The organism is Psittacicella hinzii (assembly GCF_003585885.1).
Taxonomy (GTDB): Bacteria; Pseudomonadota; Gammaproteobacteria; order Enterobacterales; family Psittacicellaceae; genus Psittacicella.
In genome coordinates this window covers 1-3,410 of sequence record NZ_NRHC01000136.1, presented here as the reverse complement: position 1 = coordinate 3,410, position 3,410 = coordinate 1, and the positions used below count along the sequence as shown (strand labels likewise).

Here is a 3,410-nt window from a genome sequence, read left to right as displayed (position 1 = left end):
TGAACTAGGTAACTTAGGTTGGTATTAAATTATCATTAAGTTCACATTAAGTGAGTATAGCTAGACAATTTTACTTAGCCACGCGTAAATATATCCAAGGAGTGCTAAGATCTGTTCCCTTAGTAAATTGACTATGTTTAAATTTTTACAACAAAAGTGAATTCCTACCTTAGATTTACCGCTTGAGGTAAGACGTAGAATGTGGTTTAAACCATTTATGATGTCTTATCTAGTGGTATTTGTTAGTTACATGGCAATGTATCTTATTCGTAAGAACTATAACGTTGCCCAAAACGATTTAATTGCTGATTACGGCTTAACTAAAACTGAATTAGGTCTAATTGGTTTAGGTTTCTCAATCACCTACGGGATTGGGAAAACGGTATTAAGTTACTTTGCGGATGGAAAGAACACTAAGCAGTTTTTACCGTTAATGCTAGTACTTTCTGCTATCTGTATGCTGGGCTTTTCTGCTTCTTTAGGTGGCGGAAGTGTAGCAATCTTTTTAATGATTTCTTTCTACGCATTATCTGGTTTCTTCCAGTCTTGTGGGGGGTCATCTTCTTACTCAACCATTACTAAGTGGACACCAAAATCAAAACGTGGTTTCTTCTTAGGTCTGTGGAATATGTCACATAACTTTGGTGGTATGTTTGCTGCTGGGGTGGCGTTATTCGGGGCAAATGTTTTCTTTGACGGTAACGTAATTGGGATGTTTATTTTCCCTTCAATTGTGGCAATTATTATCGGGATCATCGGACTTTGTGTTGGTAATGACTCTCCTGAAGCTTACGGTTTAGGTACTGCTGAAGAGTTATTTAATGAGCAAGAATCTGAAGAAGATCGTGAAGCCCAAGAAAAACAACTAAGCAAATTCCAGATTTTCTTAAAATACGTTTTATTTAACAAAGTAATTTGGTTACTTTGTATTGCTAACATCTTCTTATACATCGTACGTATCGGGATTGACCAATGGTCTCCAGTATATGCACGTGAAGAGTTAGGCTTTAGTCGTGAAGTCGCAATTCACGGGTTCACGGTTTTTGAAGCAGGTGCGCTGATTGGTACATTGCTTTGGGGATTATTTTCAGACTTTGTAAAAGGTCGTCGTTGTGCCTTAGCGGTAGTTGCGCTAATAATCATTATCTTTACTTTAAGTTACTACCAATACGCTAATAGTGTGGCAATGTTGTACACAGCTCTCTTTGTTTTAGGTTTCTGTGTGTTTGGTCCACAATTACTTATTGGGGTGTCAGCTGTAGGTTTTGTACCAAAACGTGCAGTGGCAGTAGCTGATGGTATTAAAGGTACCTTTGCTTACTTAGTAGGGGATTCATTTGCGAAACTAGGTCTAGGGATTATCGCTGACGGCTATCCTGTTTTTGGTTACACAGGTTGGACTGGTACTTTCTTAGCGCTAGACTTATCTGCAGTAATCTGTGCGGTGCTTTTAGGAGTTGTCGCAATTTTTGAAGAGATTAAGATCCGTAAAGAAGCTAAAATGCAAAAAGCTTCGTCGAAGTAAATAGTTAAGTAAGTAAAGTGAAGCTAATAAATAAAAGTAGCTGATAGTAGCTTTCAAAGCTTTTAGCAGTTAACTCTGTATTGAAACAAGTTTTTACTAGATTGCCTCACTAGATAAATTCTTGTTAGCTTGCACTTTTTCTAGATAAAATCTAGATAAGCTCTAGATAAACTCTAAATAAACGTTTACATAGACAGGTCTTTTTATTCTTCCTCTTTTGTAAATTTTATTCAAACTAAAAAAATACCTTGATTTGGTTGTTATTGTCAAAATAGCTCTGGTTGAAAGAAAGTTAGGTTAGCAAATACATGGACTAGCGTGAAATATAAGGTAGCTAAATTTTTCAGGCTGGACAAAATTATTTGCAATTAAGTTCTAACTTTTAATACGCAAATGCCTCCAATTGCACAAAATGGCAAAGCCAATTTTCAACTTTGAGTTAAAAACATTAACTACTATAGAAGTGGGAAAATAATACTCTCGCCTTAGGCGAGGGTATTTTTATATGAAAAAAATTAGCAGAATGATGCTAATGCTACTCAAGAAGATAGTTGAGTTGCAAAGGTATGTAGGTGTGTAAAAGGTTGTAAAAATGCAGGTAATGTAAACGGTAAAACAGAGTAAGCAAAGAAATTGCGACAAAAGTTATCAAAATCAGTTTGAGTTGATAAAAACATTTTGCTGAGAGTTAAAATAATTTCTCAATTAGAAAAAATAATTGCTTAGCTAAGGGAAAAATTATCATTTGAAGGGTAAAAATAGTAGGTTTAAGAATAAAATTGCTTGGTAAGCTGAGATAAAAATTAGCTTTTAAAATTGGTAAACTTAAAGGGAAGAAATCAGAAAATACGAGAAGTTTTCTAGGGATGTTTGACTATGTTGGAAAGTAAATCTTCATCAATCGATTAACCTCTTTTACAAAAATGGTGATAATTGATTGCAAAATCGATTAGAATTTGGTATCATAAAATCGAAAGTAAAAATTGATATTTCATATTTACTTTCTGCTTAAGAGTTTGTGTTGTTCGTTGTTTTGTTGTTTGTGTTTCTCTTAAGTATATTTAACTAGAATAATTATGTTGTTTAGATCCTACTCTATGAGAGTAGGATTTTTTTATGTTTAGGCTCATAATGCGCTTATAATAGAGAGAGTAATCAATTATTACTTGGACTATGACAAGAAAAAAATTCTTATTACTTTTACCCCTCCTAGCTTTGAGTAAGCAGATCTTTGCTGACACTATTACTTTTTATGTGGAACCAGTAAAGAATCGTTACTTTCTTAATAAAGTAAAGCCGTCTGCTTCGCAAGCTGTTCCTTGGTTTGTTACTACAGCACAAGGAATTGATATTACTTGTCAGCAAGGGCGTTCACAAATTCGACCAGCAACATTTCCGAATGTTGAAGTGCTTACCATTGTCTATGACGGGGTAGCGCAAAACTTACCTGAAGGTAGTGCAGCTTCGCAAGCTGCTTTAAATAAAGTTAATCTAACTGGTACCAATTTCAAAGCCAATAACTTTGCTTGGAAAATTCAAAAAGCGACTGTTTACGCAGTTAATAACAAAGATAGTTATCGCCTTTACAATAACTGCGAGGTGAATTTTAGTCGTAAAGCAGAAGTAGAGATTGCTGGTCAAGCTAATGGCACGGTAAAAATAACCAAGGCGGTTAACAGCAAGCACATTCCTACATCGTTTGCGGGTAAGGTGAGTGAGTTAGTTTTCTACCGTTGCTCAACTAAAGCACCTACAAGTAGTCAGGCTAAGCTATATCTAAGCTACAACGGGCAAGAATATGTTGCGACTGGATTAACATTTGTTGATGAAAAAGAACAAACGCAATATTGTGCGGTAAAATAAGCAAGCTAGAAGCTAGAAGCTA

The 3,410-nt window shown here is 35.2% G+C and carries 2 protein-coding genes; both read left to right on the top strand.

Annotated elements, in window-relative coordinates:
* Nucleotides 1-160 precede the first annotated feature (160 nt).
* Entirely contained in the window at nt 161-1,525 is a 1,365-nt protein-coding gene (uhpT, locus tag CKF54_RS07665; protein WP_262407832.1) for a hexose-6-phosphate:phosphate antiporter, read from the top strand.
* A gap of 1,173 nt (nt 1,526-2,698) precedes the next feature.
* Nucleotides 2,699-3,388 (top strand): hypothetical protein, encoded by a 690-nt coding sequence (locus CKF54_RS07660; protein ID WP_119525763.1) that lies wholly within the window; start codon nt 2,699-2,701, stop codon nt 3,386-3,388.
* Nucleotides 3,389-3,410: the final 22 nt, after the last annotated feature.

Excerpts from the sequence above, each read along its gene's own strand:
- CKF54_RS07660 (WP_119525763.1), top strand. The coding sequence starts at position 2,699 with ATGACAAGAAAAAAATTCTTATTACTTTTACCCCTCCTAGCTTTGAGT.